This is a genomic window from Pseudonocardia lacus (assembly GCF_018531445.1).
Lineage (GTDB): Bacteria > Actinomycetota > Actinomycetes > Mycobacteriales > Pseudonocardiaceae > Pseudonocardia > Pseudonocardia lacus.
The window spans coordinates 12,392-32,355 of record NZ_JAHDTH010000082.1 but is presented as its reverse complement, the minus strand read 5'-3'; the positions used below and the strand labels follow the sequence as shown (position 1 = coordinate 32,355).

The following is a 19,964-nucleotide window of genomic DNA, read 5'->3' as shown; positions in this document are numbered from 1 at the left end:
GCGTCGGCGAGGCCGCCGCGCACCACCTCCGGCGCGCCCAGCACCGCCTCCCGGAGCACCCGTCGCCGGCGCGTGGCCAGCCGCCGTGCCCGCCACACCACGCCGCGCCCGGGCGCGAACAGCACCGCGGCCAGGGTGATCGTGAAGCCGGTGAGCACCACGACCGGGCCGGTGGGCAGCGCGGCCCGCGTCGCCAGCAGCGAGCCGGTGACCCCGACGACCGCGCCGACCAGCGCGGCCAACCCCAGCACCACCGGGAACCGGTCGGCGAGCTGGCGGGCGGTGACCGTCGGGACGACGAGCATCGCCACCATCAGGATCGCCCCGACCACCCGCACGCCGATCACGATCGCCACCACCAGCAGCGCGGTCATCAGCACCTCGAGCGCGCGCACCGGCAGCCCGATCGAGCCCGCGTAGCCGGCGTCGAACAGCGTCGTCGCCAGGGCCCGGCGCAGCACCAGCACCACCGCGAGCGCGGCGAGGCCCAGCGCGGCCATCACCGCCACGTCGCTCTCCAGCAGCCCCGCGGCCTGCCCGAACAGGTAGTTCTCCAGGCCGGCCTGGTCGGAGTCCTGGGTGTTGGAGATGTGGGTGAGCAGCACGACGCCCAGCGCGAAGAACCCGGAGAGCACCACGCCGATCGCGGCGTCCGGGCGGATCCGCCCGGCCCGCTCGATGCCGACCATCAGCAACGCCGCCACCAGCCCGGCCACCGCCGCCCCCACCAGCAGCCCGGGAACGTCCTTCACCCCGGACACGATGAACGCGACGCACACCCCGGGCAGCGTCGAGTGCGCCACCGCGTCGCCGACGAGGCTGCGCCCGCGCAGCACCGCGAACGCGCCGAGGACGCCGCTGGTCAGCCCCAGCACCAGGGCACCGGCGACGACCACGCTGTCGGTGTAGGGCAACCCCAATCGCGTGAGCAGGTCGAACACGGATCAACCGCTCCACACGTCGGCGGTCTCGACGTCGGTGCCCGGCACCCCGTACGCGGCGCGCACCGCTTCCGGCGTCAGCACCTCGGCCGTCGGCCCGCAGCCCAGCGCCCGCACGTTCAGCAGCAGGGTCCAGTCGAACGCGGCGCGCACCTGGGCCATGTCGTGGTGCACGACGATCACCGATGCGCCGTCCGAGCGCATGGCGCGCAGCAGGTCGAGCAGGTCGGCCTGGGTGCGCGCGTCGATGCCGGCGAACGGCTCGTCCATCACCAGCACCGGCGCCTGCTGGGCCAGCGCCCTGGCCAGGAACACGCGCTGGCGCTGGCCACCGGAGAGCTGGCCGATCTGGCGGCGCTCGAAGCCGGCCATGCCGACGCGGTCGAGGCACTCGTCGGCGACCGCGCGGTCGGCCTTCGACACCCGGCGGAACCAGCCCGTCGAGCGGTAGCGGCCCATCTCCACGACCTCGCGCACGGTGATCGGGAAGTCCCAGTCGACCGACTCGCGCTGCGGCACGTACGCGACGCGGTCGAGGCCGGCGCGGCCGCTCTGGCCGTCGATCAGGACCTGCCCCGCGTCGCTGGGCACCAGCCCCAGCGCGGCCTTGAGCAGCGTCGACTTGCCGGCGCCGTTCGGGCCGACGACGGCGCACAGCCGCCCCGCCGGGAACTGCGCGTCCACCTCCCAGAGCACGGGCGCGGACCGGTAGGAGACCGTCAGCCCGCGGACCTCCAGCGCGGTGTCGGTGACCGTGGCCTGTTGCGCAGGCGACGTCATGAACATCTGCCTCATCCCTCCGGTTCGCCGTTCAGGCCGGCCGCGATCCAGTGCGCGTTGGCGCGCAACATGCCGATGTAGGTGCCTTCCGGGGTGCCCGGCTGGCCGGCGGCGTCGGTGAACAGCTCGCCGCCCACCCGGACCTCGGCGCCGCGCCGCGCGGCCGACGCGATGAGCGCGTCGATCGTCTGGCGGGGCACGCTGGACTCCACGAACACCGCCGGCACCCGGTGCTCGGCGATCAGCGCCGCCACCCGCTCGACGTCGGCGGTGGTGGCCTCGGCCGCCGTGGAGATGCCCTGGATCCCGGCCACATCCAGGCCGTAGCGGCGGCCGAAGTACTCGAAGGCGTCGTGCGAGGTGACCAGCAGCCTGCGCTCCGGCGACACGGTGGCCATCAGGCCCTTGATCTCGCGGTCGAGCGCGTCGAGCTCGGCCAGGTAGGCATCGAGGTTGCGCTGGTAGTCGGCGGCGTGGGCGGGGTCGCGCTCGGTCAGCGCGGCGGCGATCGTGCGGCACGCCCGCCCCCACAGCCCGACGTCGAACCAGACGTGCGGGTCGTACTCCTCGTTCGTGCCCGGTGCCGGGGCGAGCAACTCCGAGCGCGGGATGTCGTCGGTGATCGCCAGGGTGGGCTGGCGCTCGGCCAGCTCGCCGAACAGCTCACCCATCCGGCCCTCCAGCTGCAGACCGCCGTAGAGGATCAGGTCGGCGTCGCGCAGGGTGGCCACGTCGCGGGCGCTGGCCCGGAACAGGTGCGGGTCGACGCCGGGGCCCATCAGGCCGGTGACGACGACCCGGTCGCCACCGATGCGGGCGACCGCGTCGGTGATGAAGTTGGTGGTCGTGGTGACCTTGACCGGGCGGTCGACGACCGGGGCGCGGCTGGCCGCCGGCGCGGCACAGCCGGCCAGCGCGACCGCCAGCAGGAGCCAGGTCAGGCACCGACGGAGCACGAGTTAGCCTCCTCTAACACCACGATTAGCGCAGACTAAGCGGATTCGTAGACTAGCCGTAGTTCCCTGTCGGCGACGTCTCAATCCGATACGGGCGCACGACCCTGATCTACGCTGGCGCGGTGCTGGAGTTGGGTGCCGCGGACGGCATCCGCGGCGCGTCCTTCCGGCTGACCCTCGGCGCATCGGTCCTCGGCTTCGGCGGCTACGCGCTGCTGCTGCCCGTCGTCCCGCTCTGGGCCGCGCGCGGCGGCGCGGGCGCCCTCGGCGCCGGCGTCACCACCGGCGCGCTCATGCTCAGCACCGTCCTCACCCAACTCGCGGTGCCCTGGCTGCTGCACCGGATCGGGCACCGCTGGGTGTTCGGCATCGGGCTCGTACTGCTGGGTGCCCCGTCCCCGCTGTTCGCCCTGTCGGCGGACACCCCGGCGCTGGTCGCGGTGTCGGCGCTGCGCGGGATCGGATTCGGACTCGTCACGGTGGTCGGGGCGGCGCTGGTCGCCGAACTCGTGCCGCCGCAGCAGCACGGCAGGGCGACCGGGCGCTACGGCGTCGCCGTCGGCGCGCCGCAACTCGTGCTGCTGGCGATCGGGGTGGCCGCCGTCGAACGGCTCGGGTTCCTGCCGGTCTTCGTGGCCGGCGGGGCGGCGCCGGTGCTCGGGGCGCTGCTCGTCCCGTTCATCCGGGTGCCCGCCGCCGCGTCCGCCCCCGCCGCTGAAACCGCGGCGCAGGAGGAGAGGGAAGTGGGGGTCGGGGCGGGGGTGCGGCCGCTGCTGGCGATGGTGGTCTGCTCGATGGCGCAGGGTGGGCTGGTCACGTTCCTGCCGCTGGCGGTGGCCCCGGGCGCGCTCGCCCCGACGGCCCTGCTGGTGATGGCGGCCGGCGGCCTCGCGGGCCGGGTCGGGGCGGGGCTGCTCGTCGACCGCTTCGGCATCGGCGGGCGCATCCTCGGCCCGGCCACCCTGCTCACCGCGCTGGGCACCGGCCTGGCCGCGGGCCTGCTCGACACCAGCGCCGCCGGCGTGCTGGTGGGTGCGGCACTGGTGGGCGCCGGGTTCGGCGCCGTCCAGAACGACTCGCTGACCACCCTGTTCGCGGTGTACGGCCCGGCCCGCTACGGCGCCACCAGCGCGGCCTGGAACATCGCCTTCGACGGCGGGACCGGGGTCGGCGCCACCGGGCTCGGGGCGCTGGCCGACCCGTTCGGCTTCCGGGTCGCGTTCGGCGTGGCCGCGGTGCTCTGCGCCCTCACCGTCCTGGTCCCGCGACCACGCCCCCAGAAGCCGTCGAGAACGAAGTTGTCGTGATTATGGACCGGTCCAACGAGCAACAACTTCGTTCTCGACGGATCCGGGGCCGGGGTCAGACAGGGCCGTCGCCACGTGGATGGCGTCGAGTGTGCGCAGCATCGGCTCCTCGAGCCGGCTCGCCGCTTCCAGGACGGCGCGCGACATCTCGATCAGTTCGACCCGGCCGAGCAGCAGGTCGAGCCGGGGTGGCCGACCAGGTGCGCGTCGTGCGGTGCCGCGCCGGGCTTCGACGAGCAGCAGTTCGCTGGACACCATGTCGACGTCGGCGGAGACGGGTTTCGCCACGGCGTCCGAGCCCTCTTCGGGGAAGACCAGCTTCAGCAGGGCGGAGGTGTCGAGGTAGATCAATACCTCTCCTCCTCGCGCATCCGCATCAGCTCCTCGTACGGCGAACTCTCCCCCGGCTCCGCGGGCGGGATGGGCAGGAGGTCGGCGATGCCGCGCCGCGTCGCGCGGCGCACCTTGCCCGCCGCGACCAGCCGCTCGAACGGCGAACTCTCAGCGTCCGCCGGGACGAGGTAGCCCACGACGCGGCCACGGACCACCACCGGCACCCGCTTCCCCGCGGCCATCACAGCGGCGTAGCGCGCTTCGCCGTCGGGCAGCTCGTCCAGGTCGAGCGGTTCGGAACTGTCCTCCACGGGCGCGAATGTAGCGCCGGCCACCCCCGGCCCGTGGCGTCTTCAGTGCCCCCGGGCGATCCACTCCTCCAGGTGCGGTGCCTCGTCGCCGATCTTCGTGGAGTCGCCGTGGCCCGTGCGGACGACCGTGTCGCCGGGCAGCGCGAGCAGCTTCTCCCGGATCGAGGAGATGATCGTGTCGAAGCTGGAGAACGACCGGCCGGTGGCGCCGGGGCCGCCGTTGAACAGGGTGTCGCCGGTGAAGACGGTGCCCAGTTCCGGCGCGTAGAGGCAGGTGGAGCCGGGGGAGTGGCCGGGGGTGGTGATCACCCGCAGGTCGACGCCGCCGACGGTCAGCACCTCGCCGTCGACCAGTTCGCGGTCCGGTGAGCGGTCGGGGTGGGTCATCTCCCAGAGCTGCTTCTCGGCCGGGTTCAGCAGGATCGGGGCGGAGACGCGGTCGGCGAGCGCGGGGGCGCGGTTGACGTGGTCGTCGTGGGCGTGGGTGCACACCACCGCCACCACCCGCCGCCCGCCGACGGCCCGCTCGATGGCGAGCTCGTCGTGGGCGGCGTCGATGACGACGACCTCGTCGGCGTTCCCGACGATCCACACGTTGTTGTCGACGTCCCAGGTGCCGCCGTCGAGGGAGAACGTGCCGGAGGTGACGACGTGGTCGATCGGGCCGGAGGGCGTCACAGCAGCACCACCGAGCGCAGGACCTCGCCGCTGTGCATCTTCGCGAAGGCGGCCTCGACGCCGTCGAGGGCGATGGTCTCGGTGACGAACTTCTCCAGCGGCAGCCGGCCCTGCAGGTGCAGGTCGACCAGCATCGGGAAGTCGCGGCTGGGCAGGCAGTCGCCGTACCAGGACGACTTGGTCGCCCCGCCGCGGCCGAAGACGTCGGCCAGCGGCAGCTCGACGGTCATGTCCGGGGTGGGCACGCCGACCAGGACGACGGTGCCGGCCAGGTCGCGGGCGTAGAAGGCGGCCTTGAACGTCTCCGGCCGGCCCACCGCCTCGACCACGACGTTCGCGCCGTTGCCGTCGGTCAGGGCCTGCACGCCCTCGACGATGTCCTGCTCGCGGGAGTTGATCGTGTGGGTGGCGCCGAACTCCTTGGCCCAGGCCAGCTTCCGGTCGTCGACGTCGATGGCGATGATCGTGGCCGCGCCGGCCAGCCGGGCGCCGGCGATGGCCGCGTCGCCCACGCCGCCGCAGCCGATGACGGCGATCGAGTCGCCGCGGCCCACGCCGCCGGTGTTGATGGCCGCGCCGATGCCGGCCATGACCCCGCAGCCCAGCAGGCCGGCGACCTCCGGCTTGACCGCCGGGTTGACCTTCGTGCACTGCCCGGAGTGCACCAGCGTCTTCTCGACGAACGCGCCGATGCCCAGCGCCGGGCTGAGTTCCTGGCCCGACTCCAGCGTCATCTTCTGCGCGGCGTTGTGGGTGGAGAAGCAGTACCAGGGCTCGCCGCGCCGACAGGCCCGGCAGGTGCCGTCGACCGCGCGCCAGTTGAGGATGACGAAGTCGCCCGGCGCGACGTCGGTGACACCCTCGCCGACCGACTCGACGATCCCGGCGGCCTCGTGGCCCAGCAGGAACGGGAACTCGTCGTTGATGCCGCCCTCGCGGTAGTGCAGGTCGGTGTGGCACACCCCGCACGCCTGCACCTGCACGACGGCCTCGCCCGGTCCCGGGTCCGGCACGATGATCGTCTCGACGGATACCGGCTCGCCCTTCTTGAGGGCGACGACCCCGCGAACCTGCTGCGACATTCTGCGACTCCTGTGGCTGCCTCGGCACTCGTCCGGCGCCGAGCTTTCCACGGGTGGGGCGGCCGTGGGGCCGCACGGCGCTGCGCGTCTGGTTAGGTGCCGTCGCGGCACGTAGGTTCCGGTCATGATCGAGCGCGAGGACGTCGACGGGGTCGCGGTGCTGCGGCTGGCGCACGGGCCGGTGAACGCGATGGACCTGGAGCTGTGCGGGGCCATCGCCGACGCGTTCGCCGGGCTGGCGAGCGACCCGGCGACGGCCGTCGTGCTCACCGGGGCCGGGCGGTCGTTCTCGGCGGGGGTCGACCTGCGCCGGCTGCTCGACGGGGGCGAGGAGTACGTGCGGCGCTTCCTGCCCGCGCTCGACGCCTGCCTGCGCACGCCGTTCGAGCTGGGCAAGCCGGTGGTGGCGGCGGTCAACGGGCACGCCATCGCCGGCGGGGCCGTGCTGGCCGCGGCCGCCGACCGGGTCCTGATGACGGACGGGCCGGGCCGGATCGGGGTCCCGGAGATCGTGGTCGGGGTGCCGTTCCCGCGGGTGCCGATCGAGGTCGTGCGGCACGCGGTGGGCGATCAGGCGGCGCGCCGGCTGATGATCGGGGCCAGCACCCACCCCGCCGCCGACGCGGTCGGGTTCGGGCTGGTGGACGAGGTCGTGCCGGCCGACGAGCTGCTCGACCGGGCGATCGCGCAGGCCAGGGCGCTGGCCGCCGACGTGCCGGCGGACACCTTCGCGATGACCAAGGCCCAGCTGCGCCGCGAGCACGTGGAGCGGATGGACGGCTACGCGGACGAGGCCGCGGGCGTGGCCGAGCTGTGGGTGCGCCGGGTGACCGACGGGTGGACCGCGGACTACCTGGCGAAGGCTACGAAGAAGTCGTGAGCAGGCCGATCGTCGCGTCGACGTAGGCCGCCAGGTCGGCGCCGCCGGGGACGGTGTCGGGGGCGGCCTGGGTGAGCTGGGCGTGCCCGAGGTAGGCGGAGTAGGCCAGCAGGCCGCGGCGGCGGGCCTCGTCGGGCGGTAGGCCGAGTCCGCCGAAGAGTCGGGCGACGTAGTCGATCCGGCGCGCGGTCACCCGGGCCAGCACCGGGGCGACGAGCGGGTGGTCGCGGGTGGCGAGCAGGGCCAGCTCGACCCGGCCGCCCCGCTGCCCGTCGCGCCCGCCGACGGCCAGCGTGAGCAGCGTGTGCAGCTGGGTGCGCGGGTCGGGCTCGGCGGCGACGAGGGCGATGACCTCCTCGGTGTCGGTGCGTTCCCAGGACTCCAGCGCCGCGGCGAGCAGCGCGTCGCGGTTGGCGAAGTGCCAGTAGAAGCTGCCCTTCGTGGTGCCGAGCCGGGTGGCCAGCGGCTCGACGGCGACCGCGCCGATCCCGCCCTCGGCCAGCGCGACGACCGCGGCGTCGGTCCAGTCCCGCGCGCTCAACCGCTTCCGCTCCGCCACCTCCGTACGCTAGCGTACGGTCGTACCATACGGTGGCGTACGGAGGCGGGCCATGGTCCGGAACGTGCACGAGAGGCGGGTGGCCGCGCCGCCCGAGGCGCTGGCCCCGCTGCTGGACCGGCTGGGCGGCCCCCGGGACGCCCTGTGGCCCAGCCCGCGGTGGGTGCCGATGGTGCTCGACGGCCCGGTCGCCGTCGGGGCGGCCGGCGGGCACGGGTCGATCCACTACCGGGTCACCGCGTACGAGCCCGGCCGCCGGATCGGGTTCGCGTTCGAGCCCGACCTCGGCATCCACGGCACGCACGAGTTCCTCGTCGAGCCCGATGGGGAGTCCGCTTCGGTCGTGCGGCACGTGGCCGACGCCCGGTTCGGCTGGCCGATGGTGCTGCTGTGGCCGCTGGTCGTGCGATGGCTGCACGACGCCCTGCTGGAGGACCTGCTCGACCGGGCCGAGCGCGCGGTCGGCCGCGAGCCCGAGCGCCCGGCGCGGCACTCGCCGTGGGTGCGGCTGCTGCGGGCGGTCGCCGGCGAGGAACGCCCCCGCGCGGTGCCCGTACCGTCCGGCGGCCTGCTGGACGGCGCGCTGCCGCGCGTCGACTTCGCCGACGCGCACGCCGTCGCGACCCGCCCCAGCCTGCCCCGCGACCCGCAGACCTGGGCCGATGCCGTCTTCCGCGACCCGCCGGCCTGGGTGGTCGCGCTGATGGGGGTGCGCCAGGCACTGGTCGGGCTGGTCGGCATCGAGCGCGGCGACCGCTCGGCCTTCGACTCCCTGGCCCGCACCGACGACGAGGTGCTGCTCGGCACCGACGCCGGCCACCTCGACTTCCGGGCGAGCGTGCGCCGCGAGGCCGACCGCGTCGTCGTCAGCACCGTCGTGCTGCTGCGCAACCGCAGGGGCCGCGGCTACTTCGCGATCGTGCGGCCGATCCACCCGATCGTCGTGCGGGGGATGCTGGCCCGGGCCGCGCGACGGCTGTCGCGTTCGTCCAATACCCCTCGGCTGGTGCCGACGACGATCGGTGCATGACGACGACCACCGGACGGTTCGACCTCACCTCCTGGGACGAGGAGGTCATCGACGAGGCCGACGGCACCAAGCGGGCGCGGGCCCGCAACACCAAGTCCTTCCAGGGCGGGATCACCGGGGAGAGCGCCACCGAGATGCTGCAGGGCTTCGCCGGCGAGGGCACCGCGACGTACGTGGCGATCGAGCGGGTCACCGCGGCGGTCGACGGCCGCAAGGGCGGCTTCCTGCTGCGGCACTCGGCGCTGATGGCGGGCGGCGGCGGGGACATGCTGGTCGACGTGGTGCCGAACTCGGGCACCGACGAGCTGGTCGGGCTCACCGGCACGATGACGATCGCGCTGGTGGACGGGGAGCACAGCTACACGTTCGACTACGACCTCGGCTGAGACAGGGGCTGCGAGGTGGGGCTCCCGACGGTGCGCGGTGGCCTCGCAGATGTAGCGGTGACCGCGCAGCACCAACCGTGGCCTCACAGCCCGCAGGCGGGCCGCGTGTGCGCCCAGCGGCGTGCGGGCGGCCTCGCAGATGTGGGGTGGCCGCGCAGCACCAGGTGGGTTCTCGCAGCGCGCCGGCGGGCTGCGAGAACCCACTCAGGGCTGCGATGACGCCGCGGAGGCCTGCGAGGACTAGCCAGGGCTGCGAGGTGCCCAACGGCCGAGGACGCGGGGCCGCGTCCTCGGAGGCGCCGCCAGCCACCCGCGCCGGACGAAAGTGGATCTCGTCCAACCAGATCGGACGAAATCCACTTTCGTCCGCCGAGGTGGCGCGCCAGCGCCCACGACTCCCCGAGGCCCCCTGCTCGATCAGAGGTCGCTCGCCGCGGAGGCGCCGCTGGAGGCCCCACAACCCGAAGGCGGCTCAAGCGGGACGCCCCTCAAACCCGGACATCCTGCACAACTGCCGCGCCCTCATGACCAACCCGCAACAACAACAGTGGCGTCACAACCAGCGCCACCCCAGCCGCCCCTATCGCCACCCGCGCCCCAGCAACCTCAGCCAACACCCCGCACAACCCCGTCAGCGCCGCCGTCGCCAACCCGCCCGTCACCGACCAGGCAGCCAGCACCCGTGCCACCAACCCGGACGGAGTGCGTTCGAGCCGAGCAGTGGCGAGCACCGGGTTGTAGATCCCGATACACGTGATCAGCGCCAACTCCACCCCCGCGACCAGTACCAACCCTGGCGTCCCCGGTCCGACGAACGCCAGCCCGATCGGCCACAGCACGCGCAGCGTCCCGGCCGCGCGCAGCACGCGGTGCTGGCCGAACCGGGTGACGAGGGGGCCGGCCAGCCGGGCGCCGAGCAGGCCGCCCAGGCACGGCCCGGCCAGTGCCAGCCCGTACTGCCACGGCGCGAAGCCGAGCGGTCCGAGCATGAGCACCGCCAGTGGTGGTGCCGCGGCCATGACCAGGCCGTTGACCAGCAGGGTGTTCAGGAAGAGCGGGCGCAGCAGCGGGTCGGCCAGGATGTGGCGCCAGCCGTCGAGCAGGTCGGCGGCGCGCAGCCGGGTGGCGCCGGCGCGCGTCGGGAGTGGTTCCCGGCCGCCGATGGCCCGCAGGCCCAGCGCCGACAGCAGGAAGCTGGCGACGTCGGCGAGCACCGTGGTCAGCGGCCCGAACAGGCCGATCGCGGCCCCGCCGAGCGGCGGCCCGAGTGCGGTGGCCGTCCACGTCGTGGCCTCGAAGCGGGCGTTGGCCCGCAGCAGGTCGCCCGGGGCCACCAGGCCCTTCAGGTACGCGCCCGCGGCCGCCCGGAACGCGTGCTCGGCGGCGACCGCGACGACCGCCACGACCAGCAGGTGGGCGAAGCCGAGCCGGCCGAGCAGGAACGCCGCGGGCACGCTCAGCAAGGCCGCGCACCGGACGAGGTCCATCGTCACCATGACCGGGCGCTTGCGGTGGAACTCCACCCACGGCCCCAGCGGCACCGCCAGCACCGCGCCCGCCGCCCGACCGGCCGCGGCCAGCGCCGCCACCTGCGCCGGGCCGGCCTGCAGCACCAGGATCGCGATCAACGGCAGCGCGTCGAAGGCCAACCCCGTGCCCGCGGCGCTCACCGCGTACGCCGCCCACAGCCACCCGAACCGCCGTCCCAGCCCCCGCGTCCGCACGGGGCCGATCACAGCGGGGGACGGGGTCGCGCGGCCAACAACCGGTCGACCGGTGAGCCACAACCGCCGGTTGTGCGGCTACGGTCCCGCCGTGGACCTCGACGGCGTGCGGACCTTCCTCGCCGTCGCCGACGCCGGGCGGATCACCGAGGCGGCCGACGAGCTGGCGCTGACCCAGCAGGCGGTGTCCAAGCGGATCGCCGCGCTGGAGCGCGACCTCGGCACCCGGCTGTTCGTCCGCACCGCGCGCGGCGTCCGGCTCACCGACGACGGGCGCACCTTCCTGCCGCACGCCCACGACCTGCTGCGGGTCGCCAGGGCGGCCACCACCGCGCTGCGCCCCGAGCGGCGCGCGCTGCGGGTCGACGTGCTCGGTCGCCGGCTCGCCCCGGCCGACCTGCTGCGCGACTTCCACCGCGCGCACCCCGACGCCGAGCTGGACGTCGTGACCCTGCCCGACGCCGACGCGGCGGTCGCCGCCGTCCGCTCCGGGGCGGTGGACACCTCGTTCCGGGCCGTCGCCGCGCCGGGGCGCCTGCTGCCCGACGAGGTCGCGGCCGTGCGGGTGTTCGACGAGCCGCTGCAGCTGCTGGTCGGGCCCGCGCACCCGCTCGCGGGCGCCGCCGCCGTCACCCCCGCCCGGCTCGCCGGGCACCGCGTCTGGATCCCCTCCGGCGGGGGCGACACCGAGTGGGCGGCGTACTACGCCGGGCTCGCCGCCGCGTTCGGGATCGTGCTGGACACGACCGGGCCCGACTTCGGCTTCGAGACGATGGCCGACGCGCTGGCCGCGTCGGCGGAGGTGGCGACGTTCGTCGGGGAGCGGTCGCGGCTGCTCTGGCCGGCAGGGCACGACCTGCGGCGCGTCCCGGTGCGCGACCCGACCCCGGTCTACCCGCACTCGCTGCTCTGGCGCCGCGACGACCCGCACCCGGACGTGGCCCGGCTCCGCGCCCACCTGGGCCGGCTCCCGGCGCCGGGCGGCGAGGGGACGTGGGTGCCGCCGTGGACGCTCTCGCCGTCCCGCCCGCAGGGCCCCGTCGAGAACGAGGTTATCGTTCGTTGGACCGGTCCAAAGCTGCGGTAACCTCGTTCTCGACGGTGGCTCGGGCGGCGTCGCGCTCGTCGGCCAGTCGGGCCGTCTCGCTCGACACCGGGGCGGTGAGGATGGCCGCGACGACGTCGACCAGGTAGCTGGTGAAGAGGCGGTCGTCGGTGTGCGGGGCCGAGCGGGCGCGGCGGGCCAACTCGACGCCGGTGTGCACGATCGCGGTCCAGCGCCGGTGCAGCCGGCGCGCCTGCGGGGCGAGCACCGGGACGACCGCCGCGCGCCAGCGGCCCAGGCTGTCCGACACCACGTCGGCCGGGCGCACCTGCGGGCTCGGCCGGCTCATCAGCTCGGCGTAGATCTGCAGGAACGCCGGGCCGCCGTCGGGGTCGGCGAGCTTGGCCGCCAGCGGGCGGACCAGCGCCCCGGCCAGCGCCCTCGCCGTCGGGGTGCCGTCGGCGGCCTCGATCTCGTCGAGCAGGGCGTGCCGGCGGGCGTCGACGTCGGGCAGGTGCTTGGCCAGGATCGCGGTCAGCACGCCGGCGCGGTCGTCGAAGTGGTACTGGACGGCGATCACGTTGCGCGCCCCGGCCACCCGGGTGATCTCGCGCAGGCTCACCGCGTCGACGCCGCGCTCGGCGAACAGGTGCTCGGCCGCGGACAGCAGCTTGGCCCTGGTGTCCGAGCGCGGCGGCGACGACGGGGTGGACATGGCGCTATTAGACCTGGGCGGCCTCGTGCTCGAGCAACTCGGCGATCACGGCCTTCGACGCCTCGCGCCGGGTCGGCAGGTGCCCGGACGGGAACAGGCCCTCGTGCGGGGCGTAGTCGCGCAGCACCTGCTTGGCCACCGTGAGCTTGTGCACCTCGGTGGGCCCGTCGGCGATGCCCATCACCTCGGCCGCGAGCAGCATCCCGGCGAAGGGCATCTCGTTCGAGACGCCGAGCGCCCCGTGCAGGTGCAGCGCCCGCTGGGCGATGTCGTGCAGCACCTGCGGCATCGCCACCTTCACCGCGGCGATGTCCTTGCGGACCTTCATGTAGTCCTTGTGCTTGTCGATCAGCCACGCCGTGCGCAGCACCAGCAGCCGGAACTGCTCGAGCTGGATCCAGCTGTCGGCGATCTTCTCCTGGGTCATCTGCAGGTTCGACAGCGGCGTCAGCGAGGTGTCCCGGCGCGAGCCGCGGACCTGCCGCGACAGCGCGCGCTCGCACATCATGTCGAACGCCTTGCGGGCCGAGGCGATCGTGCGCATGGCGTGGTGGATGCGCCCGCCGCCGAGGCGGGTCTGGGCGATCGCGAACGCCTTGCCCTCGCCGCCGAGCAGGTGGTCGGCCGGCACCCGCACGTCGGTGTAGCGGACGTAGCCGTGCCCGCCCTCGCGCTCGGACTCGCCGCCCACCCCGACGTTGCGCACGATCTCCACGCCCGGGGTCTCCCGCGGCACGATGAACTGCGACATCCGCTCGTACGGGCCGGCCTCGGGGTTGCTGACCGCCATCACGATGTAGAACGCGCCGAACTTCGCGTTGCTGGTGAACCACTTCTCGCCGTTGATGACCCAGTGGTCGCCGTCGCGCTCGGCGCGGGTGGTGAACAGCGTCGGGTCGGCCCCGGCGTGCGGCTCGGTCATCGAGTACGCCGAAGAGATCTCGCCGTCGAGCAGCGGCTTGAGGTAGCGGGCCTTCTGCTCCTCGGTGCCGAAGTGGGCGATGATCTCGGCGTTGCCCGAGTCGGGCGCCTGGCAGCCGAACACGCTGGGCGCGAACCGCGACCGGCCGATGATCTCGTTCAGCAGCGCCAGCTTGACCTGGCCGAAGCCCTGCCCGCCGAGCTCCGGGCCCAGGTGGCAGGCCCACAGGCCCTGCTCACGCACCTCCTGCTGGAGCGGGCGCAGGATGCGCATCATCCGCTCGTCGGACTTGTCGTAGGGGCTGGCGTCGAGGAAGTCGAGCGGCTCGACCTTCTCCCGCATGAACTCCTCGACCCAGTCGAGCTTGGCCTGGTACTCGGGCTCGGTCTCGAAATCCCACATGCTCGCCTCCTCGCGTGCGCCGTGCTCCGATCATGCGGGGACATCAGTCTGTGATGCAAGTGCTTGAATTGTGACATGGCTCCCGGCAGTGGTGGGCGTCGCAGCCTGAGGGTGGGTGGCGCAGCCCGCCGGCGCGTTGCGACGACACACCCGGGGCTGCGCGACGCGACTGCGTCTGCGAGGACCCCCGAGCGCCGACGCACATCGCCAGGGCGCCACGAACACGCCGTGGCGTGTGCGTGACGGCGGGGGGGGGGTGTGCGGGGTGGGGTCAGGGGCGGGTGGTGAGCAGGTCGTGCAGGGCGGCGGCGAGGGTCGCGACGAGGTCGGCGTGCCGGACGGGCAGGCCTTCGACGCGGGAGTGGGCCCAGGTGTCGCTGACCATGCCGAGCACCGCGAGGCCCAGGGCGTCGGGGGCGACGGTGGGCACCTCCTGGCGCGAGCGCAGGCGGGTGCCGAGGGCCCAGGCCACCTTCATCAGCCCACGCATCCCCATCGCCGTCCACTCGGTGCCGGGCAGCACCGCGAGCGCGAACAGGTAGACGAAGATCCCGTGCCGGTCCAGGACGGCGAACCAGTCGTCCACCCAGCCGGCGATGTCGGCGGGCGAGCAGGGCCGGGGCAGCCGGTCCCAGCCGTCGATCGACTCCAGGACCTCCTGCAGCGACGCCGTGCCGGTGGCCAGGAACAGGGCCTCGGTGCTACCGCCGAAGCGGGTGGTGAACTCGGCCCGGTCGATGCCGCACGTGGCGAGCACGTCGGCGACGGCCAGGTCGCGGAACTCCCGGCGGACGAACAGGCCGCGGGCGGCGTCGAGGACCGGGTCGCCGTGGCGCGGGGCGGGGGCGCGGTCGGGGCCCGGGCCCGCGTCGACGGCCGGCTCGGCGGCGAGGCAGGAGCGGATCAGTGCGGCCGCGGTGCGCACCATGTCGGCGTCGTCGACGGGCAGCCGGGTGACCCGGCTGCCGTACCAGCTGCGGTTGAGCATTGCGAGCACCACCAGGCCCAGCGCTTCCGGGGCGGTGGTCGGGTGGGTCTGGCGGGCGCGCAGCCGGATGCCGAGCTGGAACACCACCCGCATGTGCATGCGCCGCGTGCCGGAGCGGACCTGCTCGTCATCGGGCGCCGACCAGCTGGAGGCGTGCAGGAAGGCGCCGTGCCGGTCCATGTAGCCGAGGTAGGCGCGCACCCAGCCGACGACGTCGGCGGTGCCGGCGGGGGAGGGCAGCGGGTCCCACAGCGCGACGGTGTCGAGCATGTCCCGGTACGCGGCCGCCCCGAGCAGGACGAAGATGTCGCGCTTGTCGCGGAAGTAGGTGTAGAAGCCGGCCCGGGAGATCCCGCAGGCCGCGGTGATGTCGCTGATCCTGGTGGCGGCGTAGCCGCGCCCCAGGAACAGCGCGCGGGTGGCGTCGATGATCGCGGTCCGGGTGCGCTCGGCGCGCCCGCTGCGCCCGCCGACCGGCTCACGGGGTGCGGGGGCCAGCTCGGGCAGCCGGGGCAGGGCCGGGTGGGTGGTCGTCTCGGTCATCGTCACCGCTCGTGAGGCATTGCCGCGGCGGCGCCGGTCCGGCCGGCGCGGCCGCGATCAGGTCGGGTGGCGCACCGTGGACGGGTCCTCGACCACGGCGCCGACGGGTGTGGGGCCCCGCGGCGCGGCCATGCGCGGAGGCTACCGCTCGCCCAACCTGTCACGGATCGTCCGGTTGACGGCGCGGCCGAACGCCGTGACCACCCCGCCGACGGTGATCGGCTTGAGCTGCTGCAGGGCAGCGGCGAGCCGGCCGCGCTCGGCGGGCGGGCGGCCGCGGTCGCGGTAGGGCTGCAGGACCTCGGCCTGGAACAGCTCCATCAGCTCCTCGGCCATGGCCGCGGTGTGCCGCTCGACGATGCGGTGGGCGCGGGTCCACAGCTCGATCGGCAGGCCGGAGTCGAGCAGCGCCATCCCCTCGTGCAGCGAGGTCGGGCCGCGCAGCCGGACGCCCCCCTCGACGCGCTCCAGGACGCCGAGCCCGGCCAGCGCGTCGACCTCCTCGGCGCTCAGCGCCCGCCCGGCCCTGCGCTCCAGCTCGGCCGCGTCGACGTCCTCGGCCTGCTCGGTCGCCCACGGCGTGAGCAGGGCCCGGCGCAGCGCCAGTTCCTCCGCGCCCGCGGTGGCCGGCAGCGCGCGCAGGTGCCCCTCGATGGCGGCCAGCGTGAACCCGAGCGCGGACAGCTCGCTGACCAGGCCGAGCCGGGCGACGTGGTCGGGCCCGTAGAGGCCGGTCCGCCCGCGCAGCGTGGGTGGCGGGATGAGCCCGCGCCCGGCGTAGAAGCGGATGGTGCGCACCGTGATGCCGGTGCGCTCGGCCAGTTGGTCGACGGTGAGCAGCTCCTCGTCGGGCGCCGGTGGCGTGGGTACTGCGGCCATGGTGGGGCAGCGTACGCGGATCCTTGACCTATGTGACAGTGCTGCTGTAACAAAGGTGCATGAGTGGGATCCCCGAGGCATACGTCTACGACGCCATCCGCACGCCGCGCGGCCGGGGCAAGGCCTCCGGCTCCCTGTACGAGGTCAAGCCGGTCTCGCTGGTCGTCGGCCTGATCGACGAGCTGCGGAGGCGCTTCCCCGGGCTCGACCCGAACACGATCGACGACGTCGTGCTCGGCGTCGTCTCGCCGGTCGGCGACCAGGGCGGCGACATCGCCAAGACCGCCGCCATCGCCGCCGGCCTGCCGCACACCGTGGCCGGCGTGCAGATCAACCGGTTCTGCGCGTCCGGGCTGGAGGCGGTCAACATCGCCACCCAGAAGGTCCGCTCCGGGATGGAGGAGCTGGTGCTGGCCGGCGGTGTCGAGTCGATGTCGCGGGTGCCGATGGGCTCCGACGGCGGCGCCTGGGCGATGGACCCCGAGACCAGCTACCAGACCGGGTTCGTGCCGCAGGGCATCGGCGCCGACCTGATCGCCACCCTGGAGGGCTACTCCCGGGAGACCGTCGACACCTTCGCCGTCGAGTCGCAGACGCGCGCGGCCAAGGCCTGGGCCAACGGCTACTTCGCCCGCTCGATCGTCCCGGTCAAGGACCGCAACGGCATCACCGTCCTCGATCGCGACGAGCACGTCCGCGCCGGCACCACCCTCGACGCGCTGGGCACGCTGCCGCCGTCGTTCGCGATGATCGGCGACCAGGGCGGCTTCGACGCGGTGGCCCTGCAGCGCTACCACTGGGTCGAGGCGATCGACCACGTGCACCACGCCGGCAACTCGTCGGGCATCGTCGACGGCGCCGCGCTGACGCTGATCGGCACCGAGGCCGCCGGGAAGGCCGCCGGGATCACCCCGCGCGCCCGGATCGTCTCCACCGCGCTGTCCGGCGCCGACCCGACCATCATGCTCACCGGGCCCGCCCCGGCCAGCCGCAAGGCGCTGGCCAAGGCCGGGCTGAGCGTCTCCGACATCGACCTGTTCGAGATCAACGAGGCGTTCGCCGCGGTCGCCCTGCGGTTCATGCGCGACCTCGACCTCGACCCCGACAAGGTCAACGTCAACGGGGGCGCGATCGCCATGGGCCACCCGCTCGGCGCCACCGGCGCCATGATCCTCGGCACGCTGATCGACGAGCTGGAGCGCCGCGACCTGCGCTACGGCCTGGCCACGCTGTGCGTGGGCGGCGGCATGGGCATCGCCACCGTCGTCGAGCGCGTCTGATCCCCCGGAAGGACTTGAACTAGTGACCGAGCAGAAGGCCGTCCGCTGGGAGAAGGGCGAGGACGGGATCGTCGTCGTCACCCTCGACGACCCGGGCCGCAGCGCCAACACCATGAACGACCGGTACCTGACCGCGATGGGGGAGTGCGTCGACGCGCTCGTCGCGGACAAGGAGAACATCACCGGCGTGATCGTCACGTCGGCCAAGAAGACCTTCTTCGCCGGCGGCGACCTCGACTCGATGAGCAAGGCCGGCCCCGCCGACGCCCCCACCGTCATGGAGCAGTCCATGACGATCAAGAACCAGCTGCGCCGGCTGGAGACCCTGGGCCGCCCGGTCGTCGCGGCCATGAACGGCACCGCGCTCGGCGGCGGCCTGGAGATCGGCCTGGCCGCCCACCACCGCATCGGCCTGGACGCGCCCGGCGTCGTCTACGGCCTGCCCGAGGTGACCCTCGGGCTGCTGCCCGGCGGCGGCGGGGTCGTCCGGATCACCCGGATGCTCGGCATCATGAACGGCTTCCTGAACGTGCTCTCGCAGGGCCAGCGGCACAAGCCGGCCGCGGCGAAGGAGGTCGGGATCCTCGACGACCTGGCGTCGTCGCACGAGGAGATGCTGGACAAGGCCCGGGCCTGGATCGCGGCCAACCCCGACGCCGCGCAGCCGTGGGACAAGCCCAAGTACCGGATGCCCGGCGGGGCCCCGTCGAGCCCGCAGCTGGCCGGCCTGCTGCCGGCGTTCCCGGCGAACCTGCGCAAGCAGCTCAAGGGCGCGCCGATGCCGGCGCCGCGCAACATCCTCGCGGCGGCCGTCGAGGGCGCCCAGGTCGACATCGACACGGCGTTCCGCATCGAGGCCCGCTACTTCGTCGAGCTGGTCACCGGCCAGGTCGCCAAGAACATGACCAAGGCCTTCTTCTACGACCTGCAGACCATCAACGGCGGCGGCTCCCGCCCCGACGGCCACGAGCAGTGGCAGCCGCGCAAGGTCGCCGTGCTCGGCGCCGGGATGATGGGCGCGGGCATCGCCTACACCTGCGCGCTCTCCGGCTGGGAGGTCGTGCTCAAGGACGTCACGGCGGAGGCCGCGCGGAAGGGCAAGGCCTACTCCGAGGCGCTGGTGGCCAAGGGCGTCAAGCGCGGGAGGACGACGCAGGAGAAGGGTGAGGCGCTGCTGGCGCGGATCACCCCGACCGCCGACTACAACGACCTCGCCGGCTGCGACATCGTCATCGAGGCCGTGTTCGAGTCGGTCGAGCTGAAGCAGCAGGTCTTCGCCGAGGCGATGAAGGTCATCGAGCCCGACGCGCTGCTGTGCTCGAACACCTCCACGCTGCCGATCACCGAGCTGGCCGCGGGCGTCGAGCGTCCGGCCGACTTCATCGGCCTGCACTTCTTCTCCCCGGTGGACAAGATGCCGCTGGTCGAGATCATCCGCGGCGAGCGCACCTCGGACGCCGCGCTGGCCAAGGCGTTCGACGTGACGCTCGGGATGCGCAAGACGCCGATCGTGGTCAACGACAGCCGCGGGTTCTTCACCAGCCGGGTCATCGGCACGTTCATCAACGAGGGCGTGGCGATGGTCGCCGAGGGCATCGACCCGCAGACCGTCGAGCAGGCGTCCTCGCAGGCCGGCTACCCGGCCCCGGTGCTGCAGCTGATGGACGAGCTGACGCTGACCCTGCCGCAGAAGATCCGCAAGGAGGCGCAGGCCGCGGTCGAGGCGGCCGGCGGCACCTGGGAGGCGCACCCGTCGGAGCGGATCATCGACGGGCTGGTCGAGGCCGGGCGGCCCGGCAAGTCCGGTGGGGCGGGCTTCTACGAGTACGTCGACGGCAAGCGCACGCGGCTGTGGCCGGGGCTGCGCGAGCGGTTCGGCGCCACCAACCACGACGTCGACGTGCACGAGCTCTCCGAGCGGATGCTGTTCATCGAGGCCATCGAGACCGCCAAGTGCTTCGACGAGGGCGTGCTGACCGCCGTCGCCGACGCCAACATCGGCTCGATCTTCGGCATCGGCTACCCGGCCTGGACCGGCGGCGTCGTGCAGTACGTGGAGGGCTACCCGGGCGGCGTGGCCGGGTTCGTGGCCCGCGCCGACGAGCTGGCCGAGAAGTACGGCGAGCGCTTCCGGGTGCCGGACAGCCTGCGGTCCAGGGCCGCTCAGGCGACCGCCGCCTGATCCGTCCGCAGCAGCCGGCGGGCCGCCTTCCGTGCGCCATC

General features: G+C 73.9%; 20 protein-coding genes. 7 read left to right on the top strand and 13 right to left on the bottom strand.

Annotated features, from left to right (window positions below; all coding sequences use genetic code 11):
* From KIK08_RS18695 to KIK08_RS18685, 3 genes are all read right to left on the bottom strand, one after another.
* A partial coding sequence (locus KIK08_RS18695) for a metal ABC transporter permease (protein ID WP_214404470.1) occupies positions 1 to 941 on the bottom strand: 941 nt, incomplete at its 3' end.
* Between the two features lie 3 nt (positions 942 to 944).
* On the bottom strand, positions 945 to 1,721 hold the full coding sequence (aztA, locus tag KIK08_RS18690) for a zinc ABC transporter ATP-binding protein AztA (RefSeq protein WP_214404469.1): 777 nt from the start codon (positions 1,719 to 1,721) through the stop codon (positions 945 to 947).
* 11 nt (positions 1,722 to 1,732) lie between these two features.
* Complete coding sequence (locus tag KIK08_RS18685; RefSeq protein ID WP_214404468.1) at positions 1,733 to 2,677, bottom strand: metal ABC transporter solute-binding protein, Zn/Mn family; 945 nt, start codon at positions 2,675 to 2,677, stop codon at positions 1,733 to 1,735.
* A gap of 122 nt (positions 2,678 to 2,799) precedes the next feature.
* Between KIK08_RS18685 and KIK08_RS18680 the strand changes: the two genes are divergently transcribed.
* Positions 2,800 to 3,984, top strand: coding sequence for an MFS transporter (locus tag KIK08_RS18680; protein ID WP_308257720.1), 1,185 nt, complete (start codon positions 2,800 to 2,802; stop codon positions 3,982 to 3,984).
* Here KIK08_RS18680 and KIK08_RS18675 read toward each other — a convergent pair whose 3' ends face one another.
* From KIK08_RS18675 to KIK08_RS18660, 4 genes are read right to left on the bottom strand one after another with little or no spacing between them, the layout of a single operon-like run.
* Positions 3,985 to 4,335 carry a type II toxin-antitoxin system VapC family toxin gene (locus tag KIK08_RS18675; RefSeq protein ID WP_214404467.1) on the bottom strand — a complete coding sequence of 117 codons (351 nt, stop codon included), beginning with the start codon at positions 4,333 to 4,335 and terminating at the stop codon, positions 3,985 to 3,987.
* On the bottom strand, positions 4,332 to 4,628 hold the full coding sequence (locus KIK08_RS18670; protein WP_214404466.1) for a hypothetical protein: 297 nt from the start codon (positions 4,626 to 4,628) through the stop codon (positions 4,332 to 4,334). The genes KIK08_RS18675 and KIK08_RS18670 overlap by 4 nt, the downstream gene beginning before the upstream one ends.
* 42 nt (positions 4,629 to 4,670) lie before the next feature.
* Positions 4,671 to 5,306, bottom strand: a complete 636-nt coding sequence (locus tag KIK08_RS18665) for an MBL fold metallo-hydrolase (protein WP_214404465.1) — start codon at positions 5,304 to 5,306, stop codon at positions 4,671 to 4,673.
* A complete protein-coding gene (locus tag KIK08_RS18660; RefSeq protein ID WP_214404464.1) occupies positions 5,303 to 6,388 on the bottom strand; it encodes an S-(hydroxymethyl)mycothiol dehydrogenase in 1,086 nt (361 codons plus the stop codon). The genes KIK08_RS18665 and KIK08_RS18660 overlap by 4 nt, the downstream gene beginning before the upstream one ends.
* A 124-nt stretch (positions 6,389 to 6,512) precedes the next feature.
* Here KIK08_RS18660 and KIK08_RS18655 point away from each other — a divergent pair, with 124 nt between their 5' ends.
* Positions 6,513 to 7,268, top strand: coding sequence for an enoyl-CoA hydratase/isomerase family protein (locus KIK08_RS18655; protein ID WP_214404463.1), 756 nt, complete (start codon positions 6,513 to 6,515; stop codon positions 7,266 to 7,268).
* Here KIK08_RS18655 and KIK08_RS18650 read toward each other — a convergent pair.
* Positions 7,252 to 7,827, bottom strand: coding sequence for a TetR/AcrR family transcriptional regulator (locus KIK08_RS18650; RefSeq protein WP_308257719.1), 576 nt, complete (start codon positions 7,825 to 7,827; stop codon positions 7,252 to 7,254). The two genes, KIK08_RS18655 and KIK08_RS18650, sit on opposite strands and share 17 nt — an antisense overlap.
* A 52-nt stretch (positions 7,828 to 7,879) precedes the next feature.
* Between KIK08_RS18650 and KIK08_RS18645 the strand changes: the two genes are divergently transcribed.
* Both KIK08_RS18645 and KIK08_RS18640 read left to right on the top strand, forming a co-directional pair.
* Positions 7,880 to 8,857, top strand: coding sequence for a DUF2867 domain-containing protein (locus KIK08_RS18645; RefSeq protein WP_214404462.1), 978 nt, complete (start codon positions 7,880 to 7,882; stop codon positions 8,855 to 8,857).
* Positions 8,854 to 9,243, top strand: a complete 390-nt coding sequence (locus KIK08_RS18640; protein ID WP_214404461.1) for a DUF3224 domain-containing protein — start codon at positions 8,854 to 8,856, stop codon at positions 9,241 to 9,243. The genes KIK08_RS18645 and KIK08_RS18640 overlap by 4 nt, the downstream gene beginning before the upstream one ends.
* A gap of 488 nt (positions 9,244 to 9,731) precedes the next feature.
* Here KIK08_RS18640 and KIK08_RS18635 read toward each other — a convergent pair whose 3' ends face one another.
* Positions 9,732 to 10,967 carry an MFS transporter gene (locus tag KIK08_RS18635; protein ID WP_214404460.1) on the bottom strand — a complete coding sequence of 412 codons (1,236 nt, stop codon included), beginning with the start codon at positions 10,965 to 10,967 and terminating at the stop codon, positions 9,732 to 9,734.
* A 91-nt stretch (positions 10,968 to 11,058) separates the two neighbouring features.
* On the opposite strand from KIK08_RS18635, the gene KIK08_RS18630 reads away from it, so the two are divergent.
* The gene (locus tag KIK08_RS18630; RefSeq protein WP_214404459.1) at positions 11,059 to 12,054 is read left to right on the top strand and encodes a LysR family transcriptional regulator; all 996 of its coding nucleotides are present in this window, start codon (positions 11,059 to 11,061) and stop codon (positions 12,052 to 12,054) included.
* Here KIK08_RS18630 and KIK08_RS18625 read toward each other — a convergent pair.
* The 4 genes from KIK08_RS18625 to KIK08_RS18610 form a co-directional block, all read right to left on the bottom strand.
* Positions 12,020 to 12,727, bottom strand: a complete 708-nt coding sequence (locus KIK08_RS18625) for a TetR/AcrR family transcriptional regulator (RefSeq protein ID WP_214404458.1) — start codon at positions 12,725 to 12,727, stop codon at positions 12,020 to 12,022. The genes KIK08_RS18630 and KIK08_RS18625 overlap by 35 nt on opposite strands.
* Before the next feature lie 7 nt (positions 12,728 to 12,734).
* Entirely contained in the window at positions 12,735 to 14,051 is a 1,317-nt protein-coding gene (locus KIK08_RS18620; RefSeq protein WP_214404457.1) for an acyl-CoA dehydrogenase family protein, read from the bottom strand.
* A gap of 271 nt (positions 14,052 to 14,322) precedes the next feature.
* A complete protein-coding gene (locus KIK08_RS18615) occupies positions 14,323 to 15,582 on the bottom strand; it encodes a TetR/AcrR family transcriptional regulator (protein WP_214404456.1) in 1,260 nt (419 codons plus the stop codon).
* Between the two features lie 141 nt (positions 15,583 to 15,723).
* Positions 15,724 to 16,461, bottom strand: a complete 738-nt coding sequence (locus KIK08_RS18610; protein ID WP_214404455.1) for a MerR family transcriptional regulator — start codon at positions 16,459 to 16,461, stop codon at positions 15,724 to 15,726.
* Between the two features lie 59 nt (positions 16,462 to 16,520).
* On the opposite strand from KIK08_RS18610, the gene KIK08_RS18605 reads away from it, so the two are divergent.
* Positions 16,521 to 17,741 (top strand): acetyl-CoA C-acetyltransferase, encoded by a 1,221-nt coding sequence (locus tag KIK08_RS18605; protein ID WP_214404454.1) that lies wholly within the window; start codon positions 16,521 to 16,523, stop codon positions 17,739 to 17,741.
* A 22-nt stretch (positions 17,742 to 17,763) separates the two neighbouring features.
* Positions 17,764 to 19,923 carry a 3-hydroxyacyl-CoA dehydrogenase NAD-binding domain-containing protein gene (locus KIK08_RS18600; protein ID WP_214404453.1) on the top strand — a complete coding sequence of 720 codons (2,160 nt, stop codon included), beginning with the start codon at positions 17,764 to 17,766 and terminating at the stop codon, positions 19,921 to 19,923.
* The last annotated feature ends 41 nt before the right edge of the window (positions 19,924 to 19,964 follow it).

Excerpts from the sequence above, each read along its gene's own strand:
- KIK08_RS18655 (WP_214404463.1), top strand. The coding sequence starts at position 6,513 with ATGATCGAGCGCGAGGACGTCGACGGGGTCGCGGTGCTGCGGCTGGCG.
- KIK08_RS18625 (WP_214404458.1), bottom strand. The coding sequence starts at position 12,727 with ATGTCCACCCCGTCGTCGCCGCCGCGCTCGGACACCAGGGCCAAGCTG.
- aztA (WP_214404469.1), bottom strand. The coding sequence starts at position 1,721 with ATGACGTCGCCTGCGCAACAGGCCACGGTCACCGACACCGCGCTGGAG.
- KIK08_RS18615 (WP_214404456.1), bottom strand. The coding sequence starts at position 15,582 with ATGACCGAGACGACCACCCACCCGGCCCTGCCCCGGCTGCCCGAGCTG.
- KIK08_RS18605 (WP_214404454.1), top strand. The coding sequence starts at position 16,521 with ATGAGTGGGATCCCCGAGGCATACGTCTACGACGCCATCCGCACGCCG.
- KIK08_RS18645 (WP_214404462.1), top strand. The coding sequence starts at position 7,880 with ATGGTCCGGAACGTGCACGAGAGGCGGGTGGCCGCGCCGCCCGAGGCG.
- KIK08_RS18640 (WP_214404461.1), top strand. The coding sequence starts at position 8,854 with ATGACGACGACCACCGGACGGTTCGACCTCACCTCCTGGGACGAGGAG.
- KIK08_RS18660 (WP_214404464.1), bottom strand. The coding sequence starts at position 6,388 with ATGTCGCAGCAGGTTCGCGGGGTCGTCGCCCTCAAGAAGGGCGAGCCG.
- KIK08_RS18620 (WP_214404457.1), bottom strand. The coding sequence starts at position 14,051 with ATGTGGGATTTCGAGACCGAGCCCGAGTACCAGGCCAAGCTCGACTGG.
- KIK08_RS18610 (WP_214404455.1), bottom strand. The coding sequence starts at position 16,461 with ATGGCCGCAGTACCCACGCCACCGGCGCCCGACGAGGAGCTGCTCACC.